A 25,001-nucleotide genomic window follows, 5' to 3' on the forward strand; every position below is an offset into this window, starting at 1 on the left:
TGGAGTCACGCACCTCCGAGTAGATGGCGCCACGCGACTCCAGGAAGACGGCCTGGCCCGTGCGGTTGATGGCGGCATCCGCGCCCGGCATCGCCAGCAGGCCCGTGTCGATGTAGCGCACGCCCACCGTGAACGGCGGCAGGGGCTGCGCACCGCCCGGCCCCTGGAGCGCGGCCAGGTTCACCTGGATGGAGGCGCCGCTGCGCGGGTCCACCACATTGGCCGTGCCACCGGTAAAGGACTGCGTGTGGAGCGTGTGGAGCACGAACCGGGCCCCGAGCACGTTGCGCGTGACGGCGCCCACGTGCGGCATGTACCCCGGCGAGCTGATGCTCAGCGCGGAGCCCATGGGTACCGCCGCGGAGACGGCGAACGAGCCGTCCGTGGCCGTCGTCGTCACGGTGCCACGCAGGTCCACCCGCGCGCCCGCGACGGGCGAGCCCGCGGCCGTCGTGACGACGCCACAGATGGTCGTTCCAGTCGACGACGGGTTACAGCTGACGAGCGGTCGCGACTGCTCCACGGAGGGCTGAGGCTCGACCTCGGTGTCAGGGGCGCCACAGCCGCCGCCGAGCGCCACCGCGCCTCCGAGAAGTCCGCACAACCACAGCCACTGCTTTCCAGCGATTCTCGACAGAGACATCACATACCTCCAGGTTGGGAGAGAGAGGTGACATCAGGTTCGATGGCACCGTGCACAGGGTATGTGATTCGTCTGACGTTTCCACGGCCGGCACAGGTGTTTCAATGCCGGCATCAATATCCACTCAAAAACAAACACGTCGCTGGCGACCCAAGGCTGACGGGACCCGCATGTGACATGAACCGCTACAAAGCAATGCCTCATGACTGGGTATTGTGACCAGGGATGTCACAGGTCTCGGCCTCCAGCCCTGGCGCCTACAGGTCTCCCGCAGGGGCCAGGGGAGGCTCCGCCCATGCGGGCGGACCGGGCCGCGTCAGACCAGCGCGGGCTTGCCGGCGCGGAGCAGGTCGAACAGTGCTTCCCGGTCCAGTTCGCCAGAGGCGAAGGCGGCCCGGACGAAGACCTTCTTGAGCGCCGCGCTGGTGGCGTCGAACCCGCCATTCTTGAAGTGGTGGCGGGCCTTCACCTTGGCCTGGACATCGTGGTCATCCTCGATGACCGCGTCCGCCTTCAGCTTTCCGCCCACGTGCAGCGAGTTGTCATTGTGGTGGCCCCACACGACCTGAGCCTCCAGGTCTCCACCCACCACCACCTCGCCATCCGAGTCCACACCCGTGGCGCGCAGCGAGCCGCCCACCACGAGCAGGCCCTCCGGCCCCGCGTTGCGCAGCACTCCCTTCACCGTCAGGTTGCCTGTCACCAGGAGCGGGCCGTCGAGGTGCGCGCTGCCCTGGAGCACCAGGTCCCCCAGGACGAAGCGAGGGGCGCCGGTGAAGGCTTTCACCTTCGCGTCGGAGGGAAGGACCGCGCGGGCCAACTCCACCACCGCCATGACGGTCCAGGGTGCCTCATGCTGGAGCCCCTTCGCGACCGCGTCCCAGGACGACACACCCTGGAGCGAGAGCGACTTCAATGCTCGCTCCACCGCGCCCACGTCCTTGTCCTCGAAGTACCAGGCATCGAGGAGCGAGGCCTTCTGCTTCGCCAGGGCGGCCAGGAGCGGCTGGAGTTCCAGCGCACGCTCCGCTCCGCCCGAGGGACGCGTCGCCCCCAACAGCTCGGCGAGGTGCGGGTTCTTGTGGCTCAGCGCTTCCTGCGCAGGGGTCTTCTTTCCCGAGTCCTTCCGGGTGACGTCCGCGCCCGCGCGCAGGAGGACCTCGATGACCGGGCCCCGGTCCTTGAAGCACACGTGCTGGTGCAGCGGCGTCCAGCCCTCGCCCGCGTTGGGGTTGGCGCCCGCATCGAGCAGCGCCTGGGCCACCTCTGGTGACGGCGCGTTGAAGAGGGCGGTCCGTCCATTCTCGTCGAGCGCATCCACCGGGACACCGCCCTTGACGAGCACGGAGATGCAGGAGACGGCGCCCTTCTCGGCGGCGAGGTGCAGCGGCGTAGCTGACTCGCCATCGACCTCGGACACGGAGAGCCCCAGGTCGAGCAGCGCCTTCACCAGCGGCGCGTCATCCCCCATGGCGGCGAGGTGGAGCAACCCCTGCCTGTCCTCGTTCCGGGCCTCCAGGCTCGCCCCCAGCGCGCGCAGGGCCAACACGCGGGCGACCCGTCCGCCCCCGAAGCCAGGGCCGAAGGACGGAGCGGTGTCCTGTCCCGCCGCGAGCAGCACCCCGGCGTCGAGTTCCTTCGCCTTCTTCCCCTTGGGACGCGCCGCTGGCTTCTGCTTTCGCAGCCACGCCACGAAGCCCTCGTCGGAGAAGGCGCCCTGCAAGCCGCTGAAGCACTCCGGGCCGTCGTCCTCCACGTCGAAGAGGCGCTGCTCGGGTGACGCCTCCACCTGGGCGAGCAGCATCGGGTAGCCCTTCTTCCCGGAGCCCAGTCGCACGGCGCGCCAGGCCGCCAGCCCCCGACGGGCCCGCCCATGGTCCGGCAGCGGGCGCAGGCCCTCCGCTTCCTCCAACGCGGCCTCCACGGCGTCGAGTCGAGCGTCCGAGGGCACGCCGAGGACGACCTCCTCCGCCCACAGGCTCAGGGCCAGGGAGCGCGCCCGCTGGGCCTCACTCAGCTTGCCGCCGGGCTTCGTGCCTCGCGTCAGCTCGAGGACGCGGTCCCTCGCCTTCCAGTGCTCCGCCTTCAGCTCCCGCTCCCAGCGACGCGGCTCCGTGCGACGCGAGGCATCCAGCGCCCAGCTCAGGGAGTGCAGCGCCATCAGCCGCTCCGGCTCCGCCTCCAGCACCTGGCGCAGGAGCGGCACCGCGTCATCCAGTTGGGGCGGCGACTCGTCGAGCAGGTCGTCCACCTTCTTCATCAGCCTGGAGACATCGACTTTCTTCGGGGGACTGGGGGCACGAGACATGGCGGGCCGAAACTACCGCCCACACCGCGCCAGGTCTCTGCCTTCTTCAGCCTGGGCCCCCGAGAAATCCGCCGGCTTCCGCGAATCCTGGAATGGCGCCCCAATCAATCACACGCAAGAGGCCACGACTCCGCCCCGCCTGGGGCCCGCCACGCGGAGCGCTCGCGACCCCGAACATGGAATTCCTGTTTTCAGGAAGGAAAGGCTAGCATCGAGCCATGCGCCCTTTCGTGTCCTTCGGTGTGAATCCGGTCTCCGGATGTCTGGCCGCCGTGCTGCTCCTGAGTCCGGTGTGGTGGTCCTGCTCCGACTCCGAACGCGCCTCGGAATCGCTCGCGGGTCAGCAGGTCTCCACGGAATCGAGTGAGTGTGGCCCCTCGACGACGGGGCTGCGGTTGTGGCTCAGCGCCAGCCAACTCACCCACGCGGAGGGCGCGCCGCTGGCGAGCTGGGCGGATATCTCCGGACAAGGCCTTCATGCCGTCCAGGCGACGGTGGGACAGCAACCCGTGGTGCGCTACGCGGCGATTGGCGGGCGGACCGCCCTCGAGTTCGACGGCGTCGATGACCGGCTGGACCTGACGACCAACCTCTTCGCCGGAAACACACCGCTCACCGTGTTCGCGGTGATTCAGACGAACGACACGCAGGCCCACGTGGTGGGCACCGGCTCGTCCAGCGCGGGGTTCCTGACCACCTACGGAAAGGGCCTCACGCTGGTGGCGGGCCAGCCGACCGTGAAGGCCAACTCGAATGGAAGTGGCCTGCTGCTGAGCGGCCCCGGCTCCATCGCGGATGGGCAGCCACGGCTTCTCTCCACCGTCGTGCAGGCAGGAAACACCGCCCTCTTCGTCAATGGACAGCCCCTGGGCATGTCGAGCGCGGCGCTCAACGCCTACGCCTACGGCAAGGCCACGCTCGGTGCCAGCGACGGCGCCAACAGCAACGCGTCACGCGATGCCTTCGCGGGTCGGCTCGCGGAGCTGCTGGTCTATGACCGCGCGCTCACCGACGAGGAACGAACCGCGCTGGAGCTGTGCCTGGGGAGCCAGTATCAGCTCACCATCACCCTTCCCCCTGGCTGCGATGGTGTGCCGGGCAGCGGCGCCGTCGTCGATGCGTGTGGCGTGTGTGGGGGTGACAACAGCACCTGCGCCGACGAGGCCGTCATCGCCAGCGGACGCGCGCTGTGGCTGCGCGCGGATGACCTGCAGGGAGCGAATGGCGCGGCGGTGGCCCTCTGGCCCGACTCCTCCGGCCAGACGAACCACGCCCACCAGGTGTCCGCGACCCTCCAGCCCGTGCTGCGACGCTCCGCCCTCGGGGGCCACTCGGCCGTCGAGTTCGACGGCGCCAACGATCGGCTCGACCTGACCGCCAATACCTTCGCCACCGGCCACTTCCCCGTCACCGTCTTCGCAGTACTCCAGACGACCGACACCGAGGGACACGTGCTGGGCACCGGCTCCTCGTCCGCGGGCTTCCTCACCACCTATGGGGGCGCCCTGACCTTCGTCGGGGGAAAGCCCACGGTGAAGGCCAACTCGAACGGCAGCGGCCTGTACCTGTCCTCCCCGACGACCACCCACGACGGAGCGCTCCGCGTGCTGAGCGCGGTGGCCCGGTCCGGAGACAGCAGGCTGTTCGTCAACTGCGCGGCGAAGGGCACCTCCACCGCCACGACGAACGCGTATGCCTATACGAACTCCACGCTGGGCGCGAGCGACGGCTCCCAGCGCGAGCAGTCCAACGACGCCTTCGCGGGGCTCATCTCGGAGGTCATCGTCTACCACCGCGCGCTCCTGCCCGCGGAGCGTGAGGCCATCGAGGACTACCTCGCTGCCAAGTACGGGATGATCTCATGCATCCGCGTCCCGGTGGACCCGGCGACCTCGCTGGCCGAGTCCGCGGTGATGTTCTTCAAGATGGACGAGACGGGCACTGACGACCGCGTCGACCTGGCGAGCGGCATGGACGTGAGCCCCTTCCCCGAGGACGCGGTCGGAATCACGCGCGTCGCCGCCATCCAGGGCATGGGGCAGCAGATCAACGGCCCCACCGGCTACCACTTCTGGCGCCCCAACGTGTCCACCATGAGCCACGGCCGAGGCAGCTTCACGTGGGCGGGCTGGATGCGGATGTCTTCGTTCTACGACAGCCAGACGTTGGTCGGTAAGTGGAACAACGAGGCGGGCGGACGCGAGTACCGCGTCTGGTACAACGCCACGCTCCAGCACTTCGAGTTCCAGGTGTCGAGCACCGGAGACGCGGACCCCGGGGAGCTGGGCGGCGTCATCCACCCCGCCCCCGTGAGCCTGGACACGTTCTACTTCCTGGAGGCCTGGCACGACGCGCTCGCGGGGAGCATCCACCTGCGCGTCGGGACGACGGCGGACCGCGGGACGGTGGTGTCCGCCCCGTGGTCGACGGGAGTCCAGGTGACGTCCGGCGACCTGAACCTGGGCGCCCACAACACCTGCGAGGACGCCCACCTGCATGGCACGCTGGACGCCGTCGGCTACTGGAAGCGGGTGCTGACCGAGCCCGAGAGCCAGCGCCTGTGGAACGGTGGCGCCGGCTTCGAGCCCTGAGCTACGCGCGCGGCTCGATGACCGGCGTGGGGGCGGAGGGCTTCTCCGTCTCCTCGGGCCCGGGGTTGGTGACAGGCTCCGCGCAGAGCGTGGAGCCATTCATCGAGCAGCGCCCGCCATCCTCCATGTCGAACTGCCAGCGGTGGCGAGGGCACACCAGATAGCGCCCCTCCTCCACCCAGCCCTCCGCCAGGTCCGCGCCCTGGTGCGGGCAGAAGCGCTGCACGGAGAAGCGCTTCTGTCCCACCGTCACCACGGTCCGCTCGCGCTGCGACTCGGTGGAGCGCACGCCCTCGCAGAAGGCGCGCATGTCTTCAATCTCCACGCCCAGGAAGCCGTGGAGGATGGGCTCGTAGACGTCCGGAGCTCGACTCAGGCGCAGTCGGAAGGACAACAGGAAGTCCTCCCACGTCAGCTTCCGGTCCAACACCCGCACCATGTCCGCGGCGGACACCTTCATCGTGTAGCGCGTCGTCTCGCGAATCTCGGGGACTTCGTCCACGCGCCGGCCCTTGAAGTCCACCCGCAGCAGTCGCTCCGGGAGCTCCGTCAGCTCCACGTACAGCGGCATGCCCACGCGCTCGTGCAGGTCCAACAGGTCCAGCTTGCGTTGCAGCTCCACGCGCAGCCGCGCATGAATCTCATCCACCTCCGCGCGCAGCATGTTGCGGCGGCGCTCCCGGAACAGGTGCGCCATGTCCGCCGCGTACTTCCGGAGGTACGCCTCCATGCCCTCGTCCGTCACGCGCTCCTTCTCGAGCGAGACGAAGTCCAGCGAGCCCACGTCCAGGACATCCCCGGGCATCGGCTCCAGGTACTTCGACGCGGCCCCCGGCAGGCGCGGCTCCAGGAAGCGGAACAGCGTGGTGGCGTTGGGGAAGATGTTCACCTTCTCGAAGTTGAGTTGGAACAGGGACGGGTCCAGGAAACACGCGGGCCCCGCCGAGGCGAGGTACGCCCGGGGCTTCACCACCTCCAGCGCCCGCGCCACCGCCTCGAACTTGCTCTCCCGCTTCTTCAGCGAGATGGACGCGTACGTCTCCGGCGCGTACTCGTAACAGGTGGGGTGCCAGATGGCGCCGGAGAACTGGGCCGTGAAGACGTCGATGGGCCCCTCCTCCGCGGTGATGCGCGCCAGCCGGTCATGCAGCTTGCAGTCGTTGAGGTTGATGAAGCACTGACCGTCGCCTCGCACCATGACGGCCGAGTCCCGGTTGGTGCCCTGCTCCGACACGAAGAGCTTGATGTAGCCACCCTTGAAGGGGACCTCTCGTCCGTCCTCACAGGCGATGACGCGCTTGCAGCCATACTTCGCGAAGACGTCCTGCAGCTCCGAGCGCAGGAAGCGCGGAATCACCACCGTGAAGTCGCGGCGCTGGAGCGTGGCCAGGAACTCCGGGTCGAAGTGGTCCTTGTGCTCGTGGCTGACGTAGAGGAAGCGCTCCCGGCCCGGCGTCTCCAGCAGCTCGCGCACGCGGGGGGCCAGGTGGTGGTTGCGCGGAAGCTGCATCCACGCCGAGTCGAAGGCACCCCGCTCGGTGAGCCACGGGTCCATGACGACGACGCTCCGCTCGGTCTCCACCGCGAAGCCCGCATGGCCCAGGAAGGTGATTCGCATCAACGCCGCCCTTCGCCCGAAGCAGGCCAGCGAAGCGCCGCGCCCACACGCTCGGATGTGCCGCCCGCTCCCGCAGGGGTGCGAAGAAGGCTGCGCGCTCCCTGACACTCCGGCCACCTGCCTCGGAGTCGCCCCCCTCGTTCGCGTGGCGACACGAGCCCACGCCAGGCGCACGAGAAAGGGCGCGGAAGGCCTTGGCCCTCCGCGCCCCGGCACGGCCCACGCGGGCCGCGACTCAGCACCGACTACGGCTGGATTTCACGAACGGTCAGCCACTTGAAGTCCACGTCCTCCGCGTTGTCCCAGCGGAACGTGGCGATGGGGCCGCCCCATGAAATCGGCATGGCGCCGACAGAGCCGCCGCAGTGCTCCGCGTCACCGCCCCAGTCCCCCGCGTCGACCATGTCGTGGACCTTCTTCCACGTCACCTTGTCGGCGTTCTCGTTGACGTAGAGCTCCAGCTTCACGGCCTCCTTGCCGCTCACCGTGGTGTTGCGCATCACCGCCTTGAAGCCCACCCAGCGGCCCTTCAGCGCCGACGTGGCCGGCTTGTACGGCGCCTGCTCGTAGGAGACATGCCACGTCTCCTTCTGCCAGCGCGCACGGCCGTCGTAGTGCAAGCCACCCTTGTAGCTGCTGCCCTCGCAGCCGGAGCTCTTGTCGTTGTGCTTCCCGCCGCGCGCGTACCAGTCGAAGTTGTCGGAGCCGTCCGAGGCGGAGTTGAGCTTCACGAAGCCCGTCATCTCCACGTTGCGCCAGTCGTTGGCCGCCTGCATGTACCCACGGCTCGCCAGCACATCCCGGTCATAGGTGGGAATCTTCGCCGCCGAGTACCCCGTCGACGTAGTGACGCCCATGCGCACCTGGCCGCTCTTCATCTTCCAGGAGCCATCCGCGTTGCGGGTGATGGTGCCCTGAGGGTCGAACCGCGAGTCCGACGTGGGGTTGTCCGCCAGCGCCCAGGCCTCGCCCCCCGACGTGGAGGGGTAGAGCATCGTCACGCCGAACTGGTCGACGCCTGGCTGCTCGGGAGTGGGCGTTGTCGGATCCGGGTTGGGCGTGGGAGTCGGGTCCGGCACCGGCACCGGCGTGGGCGTCGGATCAGGCGTCGGCGTGGGCGTAGGGGTCGGCGTGGGGACCTGAGGCTGCTCGGAAGGCGGCTCGCTATCACCGGGAGACGTCGTACCAGAGGAGTCAGCGCCACAGGCCGTGGCGGAGAGGGCCAGCAAGGCCCCGCAAATCGAGGAGAGAAGACGGTTCCGGGTCAAAAGGGCGGTCCTTCTTCGAGGGGCCACTCGAGTGACAAGAGCCGCGGACGCCGATCGCCCTGCGAGCCCTCGCCGCGCCCACCGCCCCAAAGGCCAGGAATGCCTTCGGGCGCCGACGCCTGGTTGGTCTCAGTGGCCCGGTGACTGTCGAGTTCCAACCGGACGGGCCGAAACCCACCACGTCCCGCAACCCTTCCCCAGCCAGTGGCGCCCGCACCAGCCCCCCTCGGGCTGACCCCTCCCGGGACAGGCCTCCATCCGCTCCCGCGCGCTCACTTCGGTTTTCTCGATGGAGCGCAGCCGTAATCCCTATTTGTCGAAGAGAGCGGGCGCTCTTATCTGAAATCCACCTATGGAACCCTTACAAACCGTCGGCAGTCCTGCCCTGTGGGGCGGCTTCATTGCCTTCGTCATCGCCATGCTCGCCCTGGACCTGGGCGTCTTCCACCGGAAGGCCCACGCGGTCAGCTTCAAGGAGGCGCTGGGCTGGAGCTCGGTGTGGATCAGCCTGGCGCTCGTGTTCAACGCGGGGCTGTGGTGGAAGTTCGGCGGAGGTCCGGCGGTGGAGTTCCTCACCGGCTACCTCATCGAGAAGTCGCTCTCCGTCGACAACATCTTCGTCTTCGTCGTCATCTTCTCCGCGCTGCGCATCCCCGCGCTGTACCAGCACCGGGTGCTCTTCTGGGGCATCCTCAGCGCGCTGGTGCTGCGGGCCATCATGATCTTCGCCGGCGTGGCCATGCTGGAGCGCTTCCACTGGCTCATCTACGTCTTCGGCGCGTTCCTCATCCTCACGGGCCTGAAGCTCTTCTTCCAGCGCAACAAGGAAGACCACCCGGAGGACGGGTGGATGATGAAGCTGGTGCGGCGGACCATCCCCTCCACGACCCGCTTCGACGGGCACCACTTCTTCACCGTGGAGAATGGCCGCAAGCTGGCCACGCCGCTGCTCATGGCGCTCATCCTGGTGGAGGCGTCGGACATCCTCTTCGCGCTCGACTCCATCCCCGCCATCTTCGCCGTCACGCGGGATCCGTTCATCGTCTTCACGTCCAACATCTTCGCCATCCTCGGCCTGCGCTCGTTGTTCTTCCTGCTGGCCGGGGCGGTGGAGAAGTTCAGCTACCTGAAGGTCGGTCTGTCGGGCGTGCTCATCTTCGTGGGCACGAAGATGGCCATCATCGACTTCGTGAAGATCCACCCCGCCGTGTCCCTGGGTGTCATCGCCGGCATGCTGGGCGCCAGCATCGTCGCGTCGATCATCAAGTCGCGAAACACGCCGCCGCACGCGCCGGTGACGACCGACGCGGAGCCGCTCGCCAAGCCGTCGGAGAGCTGAAGTCCACCCCGCACCGGGAACCCTCGGCGCGCCTGGGAGTCGATACCCAGGCGCGCCGAGGACGCCCCGAAGTGACGTCCGGCACTGCCTGGGTTGAAAAGCGAAGAGGCCGTGAACCCTTGGGTTTCCCCTTGGATTCACGGCCTCTTCTGTTGGGCGCAGCAGGGCTTGAACCTGCGACCCCTGCCGTGTGAAGGCAGTGCTCTACCACTGAGCTATGCGCCCGCGCTTCGTGTGCGACCGAGACGCGACGAGGGGGTAAATGCCATCTGCCCCCGTGGGTGTCAACGCAATTTCAACTACAGCCCGTCCAGCTTTTCCTCCAGCTCACGCAGCCGACGCTTGAGGCCGGAGAGCTGCTTTCCCACCGCCTTGAACTCGCTGCGCGGCGCGAAGTGGAAGGCCTTCATCAGCCCCTCCTGGCCCTTGTCCAGCGCCTGCTTGCCACGCTGGGCCTTGCCAATGGCGTTTGCGATGGCCATGGCCCGCTTCTCGTCGGCCATCAGCTTCTCCACCGCTTTGCTGGAGAGCTCCAGCGCCTGCTTCTTCAAGTCGTCGCGGATACCCATGGATTGTCCCCCCGGCCTTACGGCTCGTCGACGAACTGCGTCTGCAGCTTCGCGAAGACGCGGTCCGCGATGCCCTTGTACTTCATGCGCTCGATGAGCGGCTGCAGATCACCCTGCATGAAGATGCGGCGCTTGAGCACCGCCTCCACCGGATCCAACGTGCCCAGGAGCAGCTGCTTCCAGACGGTGTACGGGGCGCGGGCCAGGTACACCGGCTCCAGCTCGTCCAGGTCGTCCGGGTCCGCGAGCACGCGCGCCTTCTCGATGCGGCAGTCACCCGGGACGACGTAGATGACGAACGACTTCGCGAGCTTGCCGGGCTCCGCCTCGATGACGGCCCCGAAGTCGCCCTTCCAGCCTCGGCCGGCGACAGCGCACTCGGGATCTTCGTTCGTGAGCCGGACCGCTTCGTCCAGCCACTCCTTCGACGGGAACTTCGCCATGACCAACTACCCTCTCCGGAAGATGCTCTTGATGCTGGAGAAGAGGCCCCGGTCATCGCTGGTGCCACTGGAGCTGGCCACCGGCTGATTGTCGCGCTTGATGACGACCTCCTGGAGCGCCTTCTTGAGCTGCTCCGGGGTGTCTCGCGTGGCCAGGTCCACCTTGCGAGGCACGCCGCTGGCCTCTTCCACCTCGACCTGGAGCAGACACTCCTCGGTGAGGCGGAAGTCGATCTTCCGCCCGGCGGCGGCGGAAGGAACACGCACGGTGCCCAGGTACTCGTTGTCCACCATCAGGTCGCTGTCACCCTGGAAGATGTCCAGCTCGATGAACTGCGCGCTGGGCTCCTTGGGCGGAGGCAGGCGGAAGCTCTTCACCATGGGGATGAGAGAGTTCTTCTCGATGATGCGCTTCACGCGGCCGTTGGGCAGCGCGTAGCCGATGGGCATGGACAGCGCGTCCAGCAGCGTCACCGCGTCGATGCTGCCCAGCGAGTCGCCCAGCAGCGCCGCGCCCAGGGCCACGCACTCGTCGGGGTGCACGCCCTTGCGAGGCGGCTTGCCGAAGTGCGCCTGGATCTTCTGCTGCACCAGCGGCATCCGGCTCTGTCCGCCGACGAGGATGATCTCGTCGATCTCCGAGCGGGCGATACCCTTCTCCGCCAGGACGCGATCACAGATGTCGAACGTCCGGTCCACCAGGTCGCCGGTGAGGCTGTTGAGGAACTCGCGCGTCAGGGGGATGCGCAGGTCCAACGGCTTGCCCTTGCGCTCGTCGATGAAGGGCAGGTCGATGACGACGTTGGGGATGAGCGTCAGGTCGATCTTCGCCGCCTCGGCGGCGTTCTTGATGCGCTGGAGGGCGATGGGGTTCTCGGCGAGGTCGATCTTCGCCTCCTCGCGGAAACGCTCCAGCACGTACTCCATGATGCGGTTGTCGAAGTCCGCGCCGCCCAGGAAGGAGTCGCCGCCCGTGGCGAGCACCTCGAAGACGTTGCCGGACAGGTGCAGCACGGACACGTCGAAGGTGCCGCCGCCCAGGTCATAGACGAGGATCTTCTGGTCCAGGCCCCGGTTGAAGCCGTAGGCCAGCGCCGCCGCCGTCGGCTCGTTGACGATGCGCTTGACGTCGAAGCCGGCCAACCGGCCCGCCTCCTTCACCGCCTGGCGCTGGTTGTCGTTGTAGTAGGCCGGGACGGAGATGACGGCCGCGTCGATGGGGCCGCCCAGGAACTGCTCGGCGATGGTCTTCAGCTGGGACAGCACGAAGCTGGAGACCTGGGGCAGCGAGTAGAGCTTGCCGCCCATCATCACCGCGGCGTCGCCGCCCGGGCCCTCGACGATGTCGTACGGGAAGGCACCCCGGAGGTCTTCCACGGACTTGGAATGGTACTTCCGTCCGATGAGCCGCTTGGTCCCCCACAGCGTATTGCGGGGGTTGGTGACCATCTGGTCCTTGGCCACCCCTCCCACCAGCAGGTCTCCCTTGGACGACAGGGCGACGACGGAGGGGAGGATGAGATTGCCGCGGTCCGTGGGGACAATCTTCGGGATGCGGTTGCGCACGGACGCCACCAGCGTGTTGGTGGTGCCCAGGTCAATCCCGACGATGCGAGGTCTGTCCGCCATGAAGTTCACAGGCGCGGGTCACAAGACGCACGCCCTCGTCCCACTCTGTATCACGTCGCGACTTCGCGCGCGCGTTTCTGGGCGTCCGGCTCAGTCCTCTGTCTCGGACCCCGTCGCCCCCGGGCCAGGCGACCCCAGGGGGAGTCCTCCCAGGACCGCCTCGGCGGACACCAGGACGAGCCGATCATAGGGAGCCCCCTCCCCGGCTGGCAGCTCCTCCAGGAAGCGGGACGGCCGCAGGAGGATGCGGTCCCCCTCCCGGGGCAGCACTGACAGGGGGTACACCAGCGCCAGGTGGTCCTTCGCCCGGGTGGTGGCGACGTAGAAGAGGCGTCGCTCCTCCTCTTCCTCCTCCGCCGAGCGAGCGGCCTGGGACATGGGGAAGCGCCCGTCCACCAGCCAGAGGACGAAGACGGCGCGCCACTCCAGCCCCTTGGACTGATGGACGGTGGTGAGTGTCAGGACGTCCCCGGGAGCATCGGCCCCCAGGGCCTCCTTCGCGGCGAACTCCGCGACCAGGGCCAGCTCCGACAGGAAGCGGGGCAGGTCCTCGAACCGGCGCGCGTATTCGGCGAGCTGGCGCAGGTCATCCTCCCGGCCCTCCTCGGGGGTCGACTCGGCCGCGAGCACCTCCGCGTACCCGCCGTCCAGCACGTCCTCGATGAGACGGCCCGGGTCGGCGGCTGCGTCGGGACGTCCCAGCCGACCCATCAACTGAGAGAAGCGCTCGAAGCCCGGCTTCGACTTGCGCGCCAGGTGGGTGCGGACTTCGTCGCGCTCCAATCCCTCCGCCAGGGCCAGGCCCTCCGGCAGCGCGCGCAGGGACGTCCACAGGTGCTCCGCCGTCGTGGGCCCGATACCGGGCACCGCGCGCACCACCCGCTTGAAGGCGAGCTCGTCCCCGGGGTTGTTCACCAGTCTGAGGTGCGCCAGCACATCCTTGACGTGGGGCTGCTCGAAGAAGCGCACCCCGGAGCGCACCCGGAACGGCAGGCCCCGGCGCGTCAGCTCCAGTTGCAGCTCGAGCGAGTGGTTGTGCGCGCGATAGAGGACGGCCATCGACTCCAGGGGGAGGCCGCCGTCGCGAAGCTCCTGAATCCTGCTGGCCACCCAGACCGCCTGGTCCGCGGCGTCGAGCGCGGGGACGACGACGGGACGCGCCCCGGGGGGACGCTCGGCGACGAGGGCCTTGGGGAACTGCCGCTCGTTCCGGGCGATGGCCGCGTTGGCGAGCTGGAGGACCTCGGGGGTGGAGCGGTAGTTGCGCGTGAGCGTGAAGACGGCGCAGCCGGGATGGCGCTCGGGGAAGCCGATGATGTTGGAGAAGTCCGCGCCCCGGAAGCTGTAGATGGACTGACAGTCGTCCCCCACCACCGTCAAATCACCGCGCTCTCCGGCGAGCAGATCCACGATGTCGCCCTGGAGCTTGTTGGTGTCCTGGTACTCGTCCACGAGGACGCTGTGGAAGCGCTCGGTGAGCTGGGCGCGCACCTCGGGGTGCTCGGTGAGCAGCCGCTTCAGGTTGAGCAGCAGGTCATCGAAGTCCATCAGGTGCAGCTGCGCCTTGCGCTGCCGGTAGCGCGCCGCCGTCGCGAGGATCTCCGGGGCCAGGGGCAGGAACTGGGGCCTCCTGTCAAAGAGGACCTCGGAGACGGCCTGCTGGAGGTTGGTGGCCAGCGACACCAGGTCCAGCACCAGCTCCGGCCGGGGGAAGCGCTTGTCGCTCTTGAGCTTGCGCTCGGCCAGACAGGTGACCATCAAGTCCCGGGCGTCTTCCCGGTCCAGCACGGTGAAGCGGTCCGAGTAGCCCAGCACTCCCGCGTACTGGCGCAGGAGCAGGTGCGCCGCGTGGTGGAACGTCCCGCCGAGGATGCGCCGCACGTCCGCGAAGGAGCCCGCCAGCTCCGTCACCCTCCGGGTCATCTCCCGCGCGGCCTTGTTGGTGAAGGTCAGCAGCAGGAGGTTTTCCGGCGCGACGCCGCGCTCCAACAGCCGGGCCACGCGGAACGTGAGCGTGCGCGTCTTGCCGGAGCCCGCCCCGGCGATGACCAGCACGGGCCCGGCCTCCGCCTCCACCGCCCGGAGCTGCTCCTCGTTGAGCAGGCCGGCGTAGTCGATGCGCGACGAGGCGCTCGTCGGAGCAACTGTCCGAGGGGTGGGCAGGGAGACCATGGGGCGGCGAACTCTAACCGCCCCGCCCTCCCGGGACGAACGGATCAGTCAGCTCAGGGCACGGGCTTGAGCGCCGTCAGCCGCGCGGAGGCGGCCTCGCGGACCTGGGGCGAGGGGTCTCTCTCCCGCGCCACCTCCAGGAGCAGCCGTCCCACCTGCGGCAGCTTCGTGCCCACCGACGCCAGCGCGGCGGTGCGCTCCTTCACCCCACCCTCCAGCCGCTCGCTGACGCCCCGGTCCGAGCAGGTGCGCACACCCGGACTCTGCTCACGCAGCATCAGCTCCGCGTCCGCCAGCCTCGCCTCGGCCAGCCGCCGCGCTTCTTCCGCCCGGCGCTCGAACTCGGCCAGGTCCTCGGGGAACTCGCTGGACGCCGCGCGGGCCCGGGCGATGGCCCCCGCGGCGAAGCGCGCGTTGACGGCCGCCGCGCAGAGCTGCCGCGCGGACGCCAGGGGCACGCGGCCCTCCGCCGTCACCGTCTCCTCGCGCGCCACGCCCAGCGCCCACACCGCGAGCTGCCGCGCGGCCACCGCCGCGGAGAAGGGCTGCTTGCGCGCCTCGCGGATGTCCACCCAGCGCCGCAGGACGACGGGGTCCGGCACGCCGGAGTCAAAGGCGCGCTGGTACTCGGTGGACGCCTGGCCGAGGTGGCCGGAGAGGTCCAGCAGCACCGCCACCGTGAGGTACATCTCCGAGCTGCTGGCCCGCTCGCGCAGGGCATCCAGCCGCGAGGCCACTTCATACTCGGCCACCGGACGCGGCAGCGAGGAGAGCACCGTGCGCAGCGACTCCAGCGCGTTCTGACGGATGAGCGGATTGCGCGCGGAGCGCAGCGCGTCCAGCAGCGGATCCACCGCGCGCACGGACACGTGCTGTCCCATCTCCTCCGCCGCCTGCCACCTGTCCAGCGCGTCCGGAGCCACCATCGCGCGCTTCAGGTCCTCCAGGTCACGCAGGTAGTGACCCACGTACGCCGCCTGCACCAGCGGCTCCGGCTGGGCCAGCGCGGCCCGCTCCGTCCGAGCGCGAGCCAGCCGCGCCGGGAAGCCGGTGAGCTTGGGCCCCAGGGGATGCGCCTTCACCCGGGCCTCCGCCTCGTCCACGAGCCCCGAGACGAGCAGCCCCTCCACTTCCAGCTCCAAGAGGAGGATGCGCGCATCCTCGCGGTGCGTGCCGGCCGGGAACTCCTTGAGGTACGCGAAGAGCTTCGCCGCGCCGCCGGCCTTGGCCTGCTCGAAGGACTGCGCGTCCAGCCGCGACTCCACCTCCAGGCGACGCGGATCATCCGGCTTCTCGCGCAGGTACTCGGCCAGGCGCCGGGGGTCCTGCGTCGTCGCCATCTCCTGCGTCTCCACCTCCGCCATCAGCCGCTTCGCCTCGTCGCGCTGCAGGCCGTCCGGGTGCTCCTGGAGGAACTGGCGCCACCCAGCCACCGTGGCGGCCTCCTTCGCGGCGTTGAAGCGCAGCCCTTCCAGCAGCGTCTTCGCGGTGCGCGTGTGCGGCGCGTCCGGGTACACCTCCAGGAAGCGCTTGTAGGCGAGCACCGAGTGCAGCCGCTTCGCCTCCTCGAACTCCAGCTCCTCCAACCGCGACTCGGCGGCGTCCGCATCCGGGTGCGTTGGATTGTCACGCAGGAAGGCGCGGTAGGCCTCCACGGTGTCGGTCCTGGCGGCGCGGTCATACGGCGACGGCAGACAGCCAGCAGCGGCCAGCAGGAGGACGGCGAGGGCTCGGCGAAGGGCGACCATTCTCCTGTCAGCAATACCGCACCCCAGCCCCCTCGGAAACCCGAGCCGTCACGGACGGTTGCCTGGGTAGGTTTTTTGACGACACACGCCACCGGGGCGAGCATGGGTGCCTCAGGACGCTACAGGGAGGTCGCGCATGCGGTGGCTCACGCTGATGGGAATGCTCGCGATGGCGGCGACGGGCTGCGCCACCCCGTCGAACCGGCTGGAGCCGTGGCTGGACTCCTACGCCGTGCGCTACCGCTCCGCGTCCCCGCCCGCGTTTCCCCGCGAGTCGCTCTCCAGCCCCGTGGCCCCCAAGGTCCAGACGGCCGAGCGCAAGGCCACTCCCGCCCGGCGCACGCCTCCGCGCGCCGCGACCGCGGCCCGCCCCTCGAAGACGAAGCCCGCCACCACTCCGGCGAGCACCCGCGCGAAGCCCGTCTCCGCCGACGCGCGCGCGACGGTGCTCGCCTCGGCCCGCTCGCTGGTGGGCAAGCCCCAGGTGACGCTCGACGGGCGCAAGTACCCGGCGGACTGCACGGGCCTCATCGAGGGCGTCCATGCCCAGGCGGGGCTGTCCTTCCGGGGGACCCTCAAGCCCGGAGACAACGGCGTCACCGCCCTCTACCGCTATGCGCGCGCGAATGGCCGCGTCTACTCGGAGGGGCGTCCGGTGGCCGGGGACCTGGTCTTCTTCAATGAGACGTATGACCAGAACCGGGACGGCCGCCGCAACGACGGCCTCACGCACGTGGGCATCGTCGACTCCGTGGACGCCCAGGGCACCGTCACCGTCATCCACCGGGTGCGCCGAGGCGTCGTGCGCTACCGCATGAACCTGGCCCGCCCCCACCTGCCGAGAGATCCGAAGACGGGCGAGGTGCTCAACGATTTGCTGCGCCACCCCGGCCCGAACAAGGACCCGGTCCTCACCGGCCAGCTCTTCGCCTCGTTCGGCAGCGTGCTGCCCCCGAGCCCGGCGGCGAAGAAGCCCGCTCCCGTCCCCGTCGCCTCTCTCCGGTAGGCGACAGGCCGTGGAAAGACGAAGCGCCCGGCCCCGTGAGGGACCGAGCGCCGGGAAGCACGACGTGCTCGCGACTCAGGACGCGCGAGCGGTGCGGTCCCACGCGGCGCGCTGCGAGTTGCGCAGGAAGCGCCAGAAGCCCACGACAATGGCCAGGTTCATGGTGACGAAGTAGTAGGCCACCGAGGCGACCCGCTTCGCCGCCCCGCGCTTCAGCACGCCCACCTTCCCCAGGTACGCCAGGGCGTAGAACAGCCCCTGCCCCAGGAGGGTGAAGCGGTAGAACATGCTGTCGAGCAGGAACAGGTTGGCGATCAACGCCAGCCCCATCAGCGCGGGCGCGCACCAGCGCAAGAGCTTGTGGGACCAGAACGCGAACGCGGGGAAGCCCGCGGTGGGAAGCAGCAGGCCCGGCACCATGCGGATGCTCTGGAAGTTGCCGGCGGCGATGCGCGCGCGGCGGCCGAACTCCTTGCCGTAGTCCTCCGTCGTCTCCTCATGGGCGACGGCCTCTTCCTCGTACGCGACCTTGTAGCCCTTCTCCAGGATGCGCAGCGGGATGACGAAGTCGTCGACGATGGTGGACGCGGGCAGCTCCGTGAACAGCGTGCGACGAATGGCATACAGGCCGCCGTTGGCCCCCACCACCGCGCCCCGGCGCCCCTCGTACATCTTGATGAGGGACTCGTAGCTCCAGTACGCGCTCTCCTCGTAGTCCTGCTTCGTCGGGTTGTAGAGCCGCAGCTTGCCGCAGACGGCCCCGACTTCAGGGTCCTCGAAGTGGCGCACGAGCTTCTGGATGGCCTCCGGCTCAATCATCGTGTTCGCGTCCGAGAGGACCACGATGTCGCCCTTGGCCGTGGGGATGCAGCGGTTGAGCACCGTCGTCTTGCCCGCGCGCGGCGCCGGCGACAACCTCACCCGCTCATCCCGGCACTGGAGGACCCGCTCGTTCGTCCCATCCGTCGAGCCGTCCGAGCCAATCACCACCTCGAAGCGGTCCGCCGGATAGTCGAGCGCGAGGCTGTTCTCCAGCTTCTGCTCGATGCAGGACACCTCGTTGTACGCGGCCACCACCAGGCTCACCGATGGAGCCGGCCCTCGAGCACTCGCCAGGCCCTTGCGCGGCTCCCCGCCCCGCATCGCCCGGACGTTCCGCGCCACCTGCGCCGCCCCGTCCAGCACGAACAGGCTCAATGGGTAGAGAAAGTACGTGTGCGCAAGCAGCAGCGCGGAACACCAGAAGAAGACCTCCGCCATCGACCATGCCTCCCAAGACCCAGTCCCCGACTTCGCCAGGGTGACCAGCAAGAGGCATGCCTCGCTTACGGCCGCGCGTTCCGCCCGCGAAACCCGGCGGCGCGAGGATCAGCACCAGGGCGGGACTGGACTTTCTCCAGTCTCACGTCGGGAAGCACGGACGTCGTTTCAGGGCTGCAAGCCGCCCTTGTCGAGCTGTTGGAGCAGCTTGCGCGCCAGCTCGTGGTTCGGATTGAGCGCTCTCACTTCGTCGAGCAGTGAACGCGCCATCTTCGGGTCCTTCATCCGCAGGGCCAGTCGAGCTCCCAGGATGTGGGCGCGCAGGAGCGTGCCGTCCGCCTGGCGCAGCGTCTCCAGCTCGTTCGCCGACTGCGCCACGGAGTCCGGAGGAGAGCCGGAGCTGAGCACGTACTCGGCCCGGGCCACGGTGCTCCAGATCTTGGGAGCGCTCTCCACGTTGCGCAGGCGCTCCGCCAGGGCCAGCGCGTCCGGAGCCGCCGTCACGCCCGCGTGCAGGGCCAGCGCCTTCACTCGGGCCGCGAGGGCCGGGGCGGGCTCCACCTCCGGCGCCGCGTCCAGCGCGGCGGCGAGGACGTCCAGCTCCTTGCGGAGCGTGTCGACATCCTTCCTCAGCGGGACACTGACGCGAGCGAGGCTCTCCCTCTCGTCCTTGAGCGCGTTGACCCGGCTCTCCCAGTCCACTGGCGACTGGCTGTTGGTGAGGGTGTCGATCTCTCGCTGGATGTGTTCATTCCGCATGCGCAGGCGATCGGCTTCCGCCTGGAGTTCACCCAGGCGCAGGGACAGCGCGCTGACGAGCTCGGCCTGGGCCTCGGTGTACTTGGGATGCGCCGCCGTCAGGGCCTTGAGGCTCGTGATGGCCTGGTCCCTGGATGCCGCGTCGTCTCTGCGGAGCAACACCACCGCGCGGTCCTTGTCCGACACCGCCGCCGCGGGCATGTTCGCATCGCGATCCCTCCAGGCTGGATAGGCGAGCACTCCCGCGAGGAGCACGCCCGCCGCCACCAGCAGCCCCATCCACAGCCGGGAGGAACGACTCGCAGGCTCCATCCCGGGGAACGCGGAGTCCTCGCGGCCCGCCGCGAGCAACTCGGGCGGAAGGGACACGCTGGGCCGGCGCACGGACGGAGCACCGGAGTGCGAGCCCGGCTCGGTGGAACCCGAGGGACCGATGCCGCCGAAGGCACCGACTCCAGGCAGCTCCTCGGGAGGCAACCGCACACCCCCATTCGAGTCCTGGGGAGCACCATAAAGCGCCGTCTTGCGCGACACCGGGGACGACTCGGAGTCGATGGCCCCGAAGCTCTGGGTGCCGCCCGGCTGAGCTCCCGCTGGAGACTCTCCGTAGACGCGGGTCTGGGACTCTATGGGGAGCGTGGGCACAGCTCCCATGGAAGTGGACTGCTCGGTGACGGCTCCGAAGGTCAGCGTCCTCCCCAGGGGGGCGAGCGCGTCGGAGGCGGTGACGGCAGACGGCTTCGGGCTCGCCGTCACCGGGGCAATCGAGGGCGGCACGGAGCTGCCCAGGTTCGTGTTCCCGAAGACCTGGATGGACTGCCTCGCGCCCCCGGCGGCGTGCTCATGCGCGCCCTGCCCCACTGGAGGCACGGCACCGAAGGTCTGCGTCGTGTTCGGCACCGCGCTGTACGTGCTTGAGCCCTGGCCCACCGGAGGCACCGCGCCGAACGTCTGCGTCGTATTGGGCACCGCGCCGTGCGAGCCCGAACCCGGGCCCACCGGAGGCACGGCACCGAACGTCTGCGTCGTATTGGGCACCGCGCTGTACGTGCTCGAGCCCTGACTCACCGGAGGCACCGCGCCGAAGGTCTGCGTCGTGTTCGGCACCACGCCCTGAGAGCCCGCGCCGGACCGCACCGGAGGCGCCGCGCCGGACGAGCCCGAACCGAAGATCTGCGTGCGCAGCATGCTCGAGGCCGGGGGCGTCGAGGCGGACGCCCACGAGCCGCTCGGCGAGCGCACTCCCGCCGGGTCTACAGGGGGAGGACGTGGAGCCTCCGCCTGCGGCGAAGCCATGAACACATGGCCACAGCGCGTGCACTGGACCGATGCCCCTCCCGGCGGCAGCAGGCGGGGGTCGAGGACATACTGCATCGAGCACTGAGGGCAGGCGATCTGCACGCCGCGTGCTTACCACACGGGCCCGGCATCCGGAGTCGGCCCCAACACAGTGGCCGCCTGGAGGGTCTTCAACCGGGCAGCACCCACCCCGGGCACCTCGTCCACGGCGTCCCAGCTCGCGAAGCCACCCGCCGCCTCGCGGGCCTCCACCAACCCCCGGGCAAGCGACCTCCCCACGCCCGGCAACAGCGCCAGCTCCTCCTCCGTCGCCGCATTCAGGTCCAGCCGCCGCCCCAGCGCCAACGCCGTGGCCCCCGTGGGCACCTCACCCTCGCCACACGTGGCCACCCCGTCCGAGCGGAGCCGCACCGCCTCCGGAGGACAATCCAGCGCTGGCGCGGAATCCGGCCAACGCCAGCGAGCCACCGCGCCCAACCCGATCACCCCCAGGGCGACGACGGCGAGCGCCGCGGTGCGCCCCGCCATCGCCTCAGACCTTCTCGCCCTTGAGCGCGGCCGTCTCGGACACGGTCGCCACGCCCTCGGGGGGCAGCGGCTGATCCAACCCGAACGCCGTGTGCAGCGCGCGCACCGCCAGCTCCGTGTACTTGGCGTGGACCACGCAGGAGACCTTGATCTCCGAGGTGGAGATGATCTGGATGTTGATGCCCTCGGCGGACAGCGCCGTGAACATCCGCGCCGCCACGCCCGAGTGGTTGCGCATGCCCACGCCGACGATGGACACCTTGGCGATGTTCTCGTCCGTCTCGATGCCGGCGGCTTGAATCTCCTTCACCGCCTCGCGCACCACGTCCTGCGCCTTGACGAAGTCCGCCTTGCCCACCGTGAAGGTCAGGTCCGTGCGCCCATCCCTCGACGGGTTCTGGACGATGAGGTCCACCACGATGTTCTTCTCGTCGAGCGGCCCGAAGATCTTCGCGGCGACACCCGGCACGTCCGGCACGCCACAGACGGTGATCTTCGCCTCGTTCCGGTCATACGCCACGCCGCGGACCAGCACGTCCTCCATGGACTTGTCCTCCTCACACACGAGTGTGCCCGGGTCCTGGGAGAAGGACGACTTCACCCAGAGCGGCACCTTGTACTTCATGGCGAATTCGACGGAGCGGATCTGCAACACCTTCGCGCCCACGCTCGCCAGCTCCAGCATCTCCTCGTAGGAGATGCGGTCCAGCTTGCGCGCGGCGGGGACCATGTTCGGGTCCGTGGTGTAGACGCCGTCGACGTCCGTATAGATTTCACAGGCATCCGCCTGGAGCGCCGCCGCCACCGCCACCGCCGTGGTGTCCGAGCCACCGCGTCCCAGCGTCGTGACGCTGCCCGCCTCGTCCACGCCCTGGAAGCCCGCCACCACCACGATGTGGCCCTTGGACAGGGCCGCGCGGATGGGCTGCGCGTCGATGCTCTTGATGCGCGCCTTGGAGAAGGTGCTGTCGGTGACGATGCGCACCTGATGTCCCAGGAAGCTCGTCGCTTTACCGCCCTGCGCATGGATGGCCATGGCGACGAGGCCGATGGTGACCTGCTCGCCGGTGGCCACCACCACGTCCTGCTCCCGCTCGTCTGGCCGGTCGGTGATCTGCGCCACGAGCTTGAGCAGCCGGTTCGTCTCTCCCGACATCGCGGAGACGACGACCACCACGTCATGCCCCGCACCCTGCGCGGCCAGACAGCGTCGAGCGACGTTCTTCATCCGCTCGGTGTCACCCACGGAGGTACCGCCATACTTCTGGACGATCAGCGCCACGGAGTCCGTGACCTCCCTCTTCAGTCGGCGGACCTATACGAGCACGGCTCCCGGGTGTAAAGCCCCGCTGAGGAAGACTCCTGAATCCGCCACCCCTTGTTGGAGCCCCAATGTCGCGCCCCCGAATCCTTATCGACGGAGACACCCTGACGCTGGAGCAGATTCTCCAGGTCGCTCGGAACGAGGTCACCGTGGAGCTGGCCCCCGAGGCCGCCACCCGAGTCCGCGCCGCCCGCGCGCTCGTGGACCGGGTCGCCGCCGGAGACACGCCCTCCTATGGCATCAACACCGGCTTCGGCACCCTCGCCGAGGTCCGCATCGACAAGAAGGACCTGCGCGACCTCCAGCGCAACCTCATCCTCTCCCACGCCTGCGGCGTCGGCACGCCCCTGCCCCTCCCCGAGGCCCGCGCGCTGCTGCTCCTGCGCTGCAACGTGCTGGCGAAGGGCTACTCCGGCATCCGCTCGGAGACGCTGACGCTGGCGCTGGAGATGCTCAACCGGGGCGTCATCCCCGTCGTCCCCGAGCGCGGCAGCGTGGGCGCCTCCGGTGACCTGGCCCCGCTGGCGCACCTGGCGCTCGTCTTCATCGGCGAGGGCGAGGCCTTCCACCAGGGACAGCGGCTTCCCGCGCGCAAGGCCCTGGAGATGGCCGGCCTGCAGCCCGTCATCCTGGAGGCCAAGGAGGGCCTGGCCCTGGTGAACGGCACCCAGGCCATGTGCGCCGTGGGCACCCTCCTCCAGCTTCGCGCCGAGTCCCTCGCGGAGCTGGCCGACGTCGCGGGCGCGATGACGCTGGAAGGTCTGCTCGGCAGCCACAAGCCGTTCATCCCGGAGATTCACGACGTGCGGGCCCATCCGGGCCAGAAGGCCTGCGCGGCGCATCTGCGGCGCATCCTGGTCAACAGCGAGCTGGTGGAGTCGCACGTCAACTGCAGCAAGGTGCAGGACCCCTACTCGCTGCGCTGCATGCCCCAGGTGCACGGCTCGGCGCGCGAGGGCCTGTCCTTCGCGCGGCGCATCCTCGAGGTGGAGGTCAACAGCGCCACGGACAACCCGCTCGTCTTCACGGAGACGGAGCGCATCGTCTCCGGCGGCAACTTCCACGGCCAGCCCATCTCCCTGGCCATGGACGTGGTGGCGATGGCGCTCACTCAGCTGTCCTCCATCAGCGAGCGGCGCGTGGAGCAGTTGGTGAACCCGTCGCTGTCGGGCCTGCCGGCGTTCCTGGCGAAGAACTCCGGGCTCAACTCGGGCTTCATGATTGCCCAGGTGACGAGCGCGGCGCTGGTGGCCGAGTCTCGCGTGCTCAGCCACCCCGCGTCGGTGGACTCGATTCCGTCCTCCGCGGGCCGCGAGGACCACGTGTCCATGGGCATGACGGCGGCGCTCAAGGGCCGACAGGTGAGTGACTTCACGCGCTCGTGTCTGGCCATCGAGCTGCTGGTGGCCGCGCAGGCGTTGGACTTCCGTCTGCCTGGGAAGCCCGGCAAGGGCGCGCTGGCCGCCTACGAGCTGATCCGCTCCAAGGTGCCGCACATGGACAGGGACCGGGAGCTGCACAAGGACATCGAGGCCGTCAGCCAGCTGGTCGACTCCGGCGAGCTGCTCGCGACCGTGCGCTCCGCCACCGCCTGAGCCATACCGGACTGACGTGCGACGGCCCGCTCCCGGGAGTACTCCGGGGCGGGCCGTCTTCATTCAACGTGAGGCGGAGCGCGCGCTACCAGCAAGTCCCGCTGACGTACTCGCGGAAAGCCGTAATCTTCCCCCAGGCCGACCAGAAGGAGCAGTCACAGCCCCGGCCGCCCACGACCGTGGTGTACGTCGCGTCGCTGTAATACGTGTACTCGTAGTTGAGCCCATCGCAGTTGGGGAGGGGAGCCTCGTACGAGGTGAGGTCCTGTGCCTCGGTGTCTTCCACCACGGGGCCACCGCAGCCCACCATCATCAAACCCGCCGCGAGCAACGCACCGCTGATGAACCTTCCAGCCTGCATTTATGCCTCCAGCGACAGTCTTTGGGTTGTACGACCTTTCCAGACGACGTCTGCTCACTCAGGGTCAGAAGGGAGATCCAAGGGACACAGCTCCGAAAGGGAGGAGTACGGCGTCACCACGCCCCATCGAATCCAGCGTCTCTCACAACCGCAGCCGGCGTATCCCACGACCTCCGTGCGCCAAGGTGAGGAGTTGAAGATTTCTCCCTCCGTGGTGCCCGTACAGTCGGGAACCAATCCGTCGCGCGACGTGAGGTCATGTGCCTCGGTGTCTTCCACCATGGGACCACCGCAACCAGCCAGCGTCAGCCCCACCGCAAGCAACGCACCGCTGACAAACCTTCCAGCCTGCATTCATGCCTCCAGCGACAGCCCGTGAGCAGTACGGTCCGCCCAGGCTAACATGCTGAACATGGCTTGCTCATTTCGCGGCTCCTGAGAGGGAATGAAGCAAGGCGTCAGGGGAATACGACGGCCCGCTCCCGGAAGTACTCTGGCGCGGGCCGTCTTCATTTCACGCGCGACGGAGCGCGCTACCGAC

18 protein-coding genes, 1 tRNA gene and 1 pseudogene are annotated in these 25,001 nt (G+C 69.0%); 4 read left to right on the forward strand and 16 right to left on the reverse strand.

Annotated features, from left to right (window positions below; translation table 11 throughout):
• Positions 1-643 (reverse strand): carboxypeptidase-like regulatory domain-containing protein (locus ACN469_RS25330; protein WP_498771603.1); only part of this gene is annotated, 643 nt, incomplete at its 3' end.
• Between the two features lie 316 nt (positions 644-959).
• Positions 960-2,951, reverse strand: coding sequence for an ankyrin repeat domain-containing protein (locus ACN469_RS25335; protein WP_498771605.1), 1,992 nt, complete (start codon positions 2,949-2,951; stop codon positions 960-962).
• 218 nt (positions 2,952-3,169) lie between these two features.
• Between ACN469_RS25335 and ACN469_RS25340 the strand changes: the two genes are divergently transcribed.
• Positions 3,170-5,542: a LamG-like jellyroll fold domain-containing protein gene (locus ACN469_RS25340; RefSeq protein ID WP_498771607.1), complete on the forward strand. Its 2,373-nt coding sequence runs from the start codon at positions 3,170-3,172 to the stop codon at positions 5,540-5,542.
• Position 5,543: 1 nt separating this feature from the next.
• Here the strand turns inward: ACN469_RS25340 and ACN469_RS25345 are convergent, their stop codons facing one another.
• Positions 5,544-7,160 carry a Rieske 2Fe-2S domain-containing protein gene (locus tag ACN469_RS25345; protein WP_498771608.1) on the reverse strand — a complete coding sequence of 539 codons (1,617 nt, stop codon included), beginning with the start codon at positions 7,158-7,160 and terminating at the stop codon, positions 5,544-5,546.
• Positions 7,161-7,405: 245 nt separating this feature from the next.
• Positions 7,406-8,428, reverse strand: coding sequence for a carbohydrate-binding protein (locus ACN469_RS25350; RefSeq protein WP_498771610.1), 1,023 nt, complete (start codon positions 8,426-8,428; stop codon positions 7,406-7,408).
• A gap of 352 nt (positions 8,429-8,780) precedes the next feature.
• Here ACN469_RS25350 and ACN469_RS25355 point away from each other — a divergent pair, with 352 nt between their 5' ends.
• Positions 8,781-9,767 carry a TerC family protein gene (locus ACN469_RS25355; RefSeq protein ID WP_498771612.1) on the forward strand — a complete coding sequence of 329 codons (987 nt, stop codon included), beginning with the start codon at positions 8,781-8,783 and terminating at the stop codon, positions 9,765-9,767.
• A 153-nt stretch (positions 9,768-9,920) separates the two neighbouring features.
• Here the strand turns inward: ACN469_RS25355 and ACN469_RS25360 are convergent.
• From ACN469_RS25360 to ACN469_RS25385, 6 genes are all read right to left on the reverse strand, one after another.
• Positions 9,921-9,992: transfer RNA gene (locus tag ACN469_RS25360), tRNA-Val, on the reverse strand.
• A gap of 74 nt (positions 9,993-10,066) precedes the next feature.
• Positions 10,067-10,336: a hypothetical protein gene (locus tag ACN469_RS25365; protein WP_163866903.1), complete on the reverse strand. Its 270-nt coding sequence runs from the start codon at positions 10,334-10,336 to the stop codon at positions 10,067-10,069.
• Between the two features lie 17 nt (positions 10,337-10,353).
• Positions 10,354-10,779 carry an SCP2 sterol-binding domain-containing protein gene (locus tag ACN469_RS25370; protein ID WP_498771614.1) on the reverse strand — a complete coding sequence of 142 codons (426 nt, stop codon included), beginning with the start codon at positions 10,777-10,779 and terminating at the stop codon, positions 10,354-10,356.
• A gap of 6 nt (positions 10,780-10,785) precedes the next feature.
• Complete coding sequence (locus ACN469_RS25375; protein ID WP_498771616.1) at positions 10,786-12,408, reverse strand: Hsp70 family protein; 1,623 nt, start codon at positions 12,406-12,408, stop codon at positions 10,786-10,788.
• Between the two features lie 90 nt (positions 12,409-12,498).
• The gene (locus ACN469_RS25380; protein ID WP_498771618.1) at positions 12,499-14,580 is read right to left on the reverse strand and encodes an ATP-dependent helicase; all 2,082 of its coding nucleotides are present in this window, start codon (positions 14,578-14,580) and stop codon (positions 12,499-12,501) included.
• A gap of 53 nt (positions 14,581-14,633) precedes the next feature.
• A complete protein-coding gene (locus tag ACN469_RS25385) occupies positions 14,634-16,328 on the reverse strand; it encodes a tetratricopeptide repeat protein (protein WP_498771620.1) in 1,695 nt (564 codons plus the stop codon).
• 136 nt (positions 16,329-16,464) lie between these two features.
• On the opposite strand from ACN469_RS25385, the gene ACN469_RS25390 reads away from it, so the two are divergent.
• A complete protein-coding gene (locus tag ACN469_RS25390; protein WP_498771622.1) occupies positions 16,465-17,334 on the forward strand; it encodes a CHAP domain-containing protein in 870 nt (289 codons plus the stop codon).
• Positions 17,335-17,409: 75 nt separating this feature from the next.
• Here ACN469_RS25390 and ACN469_RS25395 read toward each other — a convergent pair whose 3' ends face one another.
• From ACN469_RS25395 to ACN469_RS25415, 5 genes and pseudogenes are all read right to left on the reverse strand, one after another.
• Positions 17,410-18,594 carry a glycosyltransferase family 2 protein gene (locus ACN469_RS25395; RefSeq protein ID WP_498771624.1) on the reverse strand — a complete coding sequence of 395 codons (1,185 nt, stop codon included), beginning with the start codon at positions 18,592-18,594 and terminating at the stop codon, positions 17,410-17,412.
• Positions 18,595-18,762: 168 nt separating this feature from the next.
• Entirely contained in the window at positions 18,763-20,649 is a 1,887-nt protein-coding gene (locus ACN469_RS25400; RefSeq protein ID WP_498771644.1) for a tetratricopeptide repeat protein, read from the reverse strand.
• Positions 20,650-20,655: 6 nt separating this feature from the next.
• Positions 20,656-20,754 (reverse strand): annotated as a pseudogene (locus ACN469_RS25405) (zinc-ribbon domain-containing protein); the annotation flags it as partial.
• Positions 20,755-20,763: 9 nt separating this feature from the next.
• On the reverse strand, positions 20,764-21,180 hold the full coding sequence (locus tag ACN469_RS25410) for a ComEA family DNA-binding protein (RefSeq protein ID WP_498771626.1): 417 nt from the start codon (positions 21,178-21,180) through the stop codon (positions 20,764-20,766).
• Positions 21,181-21,184: 4 nt separating this feature from the next.
• Positions 21,185-22,462 (reverse strand): aspartate kinase, encoded by a 1,278-nt coding sequence (locus ACN469_RS25415; RefSeq protein WP_498771628.1) that lies wholly within the window; start codon positions 22,460-22,462, stop codon positions 21,185-21,187.
• Between the two features lie 110 nt (positions 22,463-22,572).
• On the opposite strand from ACN469_RS25415, the gene hutH reads away from it, so the two are divergent.
• Complete coding sequence (gene hutH / locus ACN469_RS25420; protein ID WP_498771630.1) at positions 22,573-24,099, forward strand: histidine ammonia-lyase; 1,527 nt, start codon at positions 22,573-22,575, stop codon at positions 24,097-24,099.
• A gap of 85 nt (positions 24,100-24,184) precedes the next feature.
• On the opposite strand, the gene ACN469_RS25425 is transcribed toward hutH, so the two are convergent.
• Entirely contained in the window at positions 24,185-24,460 is a 276-nt protein-coding gene (locus ACN469_RS25425) for a DUF6289 family protein (RefSeq protein WP_498771632.1), read from the reverse strand.
• Positions 24,461-25,001 lie beyond the last annotated feature (541 nt).

Origin of the sequence: Corallococcus terminator, from assembly GCF_049194865.1 — a bacterium.
Lineage (GTDB): Bacteria > Myxococcota > Myxococcia > Myxococcales > Myxococcaceae > Myxococcus > Myxococcus terminator_A.